A 1,184-nucleotide genomic window follows, 5' to 3' on the forward strand; every position below is an offset into this window, starting at 1 on the left:
GAGAGTGTCAAATTTTATGTGTAAATAGAAAAGCCTCTCGTCTTTTTCTTTAAAACATAGATTCTAAAGTGTCTTGAACTAAGTTGAACCCTTTATGCGATCGTTGACCAAACTTATCATTATAATCAAGAATTACGGTCATCAAAGTTCTTTCCAACGATTCTTCGTTTGGAAATTGTTCTCGTTTCTTCGTTTGTCGTTTAAATTTTTTGTTAAATGATTCGATAAGATTAGTGCTGTAAATACTAGACCGGATGGCCGGTGGAAAATCAAAACATACTAGTATTTTTTGATTCTTTAATAACTCTTGCGTAATTTTTGGATATCTTTTACGCCAACGATCAATAAAGTTGGCTAAGCTATGCTCAGCCATTCGTTTATTAGCTGCTTTATGAATTAACTTAAAGTCATTTAACACAGTCTGGCGGTCGTGAACGCGTACATGATGCGAAATATTACGACTTACATGAACTAAACATTGCTGAATTACTGCGGTTGGATAATATTTACCAACCGCGGTTTCTAGGCCAACTAATCCATCAGCGACAAACAGTAAGGTTTGTTGAACCCCACGATGTTTCAAATCTGCCAACACTTCAGACCAAACTGAACTAGACTCTGTGGGAGCTATTTTATAAGATAGAATTTCTTTATACCCATTAGGCTGAATGCCAATTGCAATATGAACTGCTTCTTTGGCAACTGTATCACGTCGTAGGGGGAGATAAGTGGCATCCAAATAAATGACGGCATATCGTTCTGATAGAGTTCGGTTCTTAAAAGCCGTAACCTGTTCATTGACTACCTTAGTCAGATTAGAAACGGTTTGTGGCGTGTAATAGGAACCATACATCTTTTCCATCAAATCTGCGATTTCATGAGTAGTAATTCCCTTTTGATAAAGCTGAATGACAGTTTGTTCTAACTGGTCTGTTCTACGTTGATAGGCCGGTAAAGTATGGTTAACAAATTCTCCGTTCCGATCACGTGGAATCGTAAGATTCAATTCGCCATATTTTGTATTAAAGGTTCTCATATAGTGTCCATTACGTGAATTTCCAGAATTGAAGCCATTTCTATCATATGGTTCATAACCTAAGAATGCAGAAAGTTCATTTTGTAAAAGCTCATTAATGGCTATTTCCAGCTGATCTTTGAAAATGATATCTAGGTCTTGATGCTGT

General features: G+C 36.6%; 1 protein-coding gene. It reads right to left on the minus strand.

Annotated elements, in window-relative coordinates:
• Nucleotides 1-49: 49 nt before the first annotated feature.
• The gene (locus tag JCM11969_RS16700) at nucleotides 50-1,165 is read right to left on the minus strand and encodes an IS256 family transposase (protein ID WP_054713013.1); all 1,116 of its coding nucleotides are present in this window, start codon (nucleotides 1,163-1,165) and stop codon (nucleotides 50-52) included.
• Nucleotides 1,166-1,184 lie beyond the last annotated feature (19 nt).

This window comes from Secundilactobacillus paracollinoides DSM 15502 = JCM 11969, assembly GCF_001311135.1.
In the GTDB taxonomy this organism is placed as follows: Bacteria; Bacillota; Bacilli; order Lactobacillales; family Lactobacillaceae; genus Secundilactobacillus; species Secundilactobacillus paracollinoides.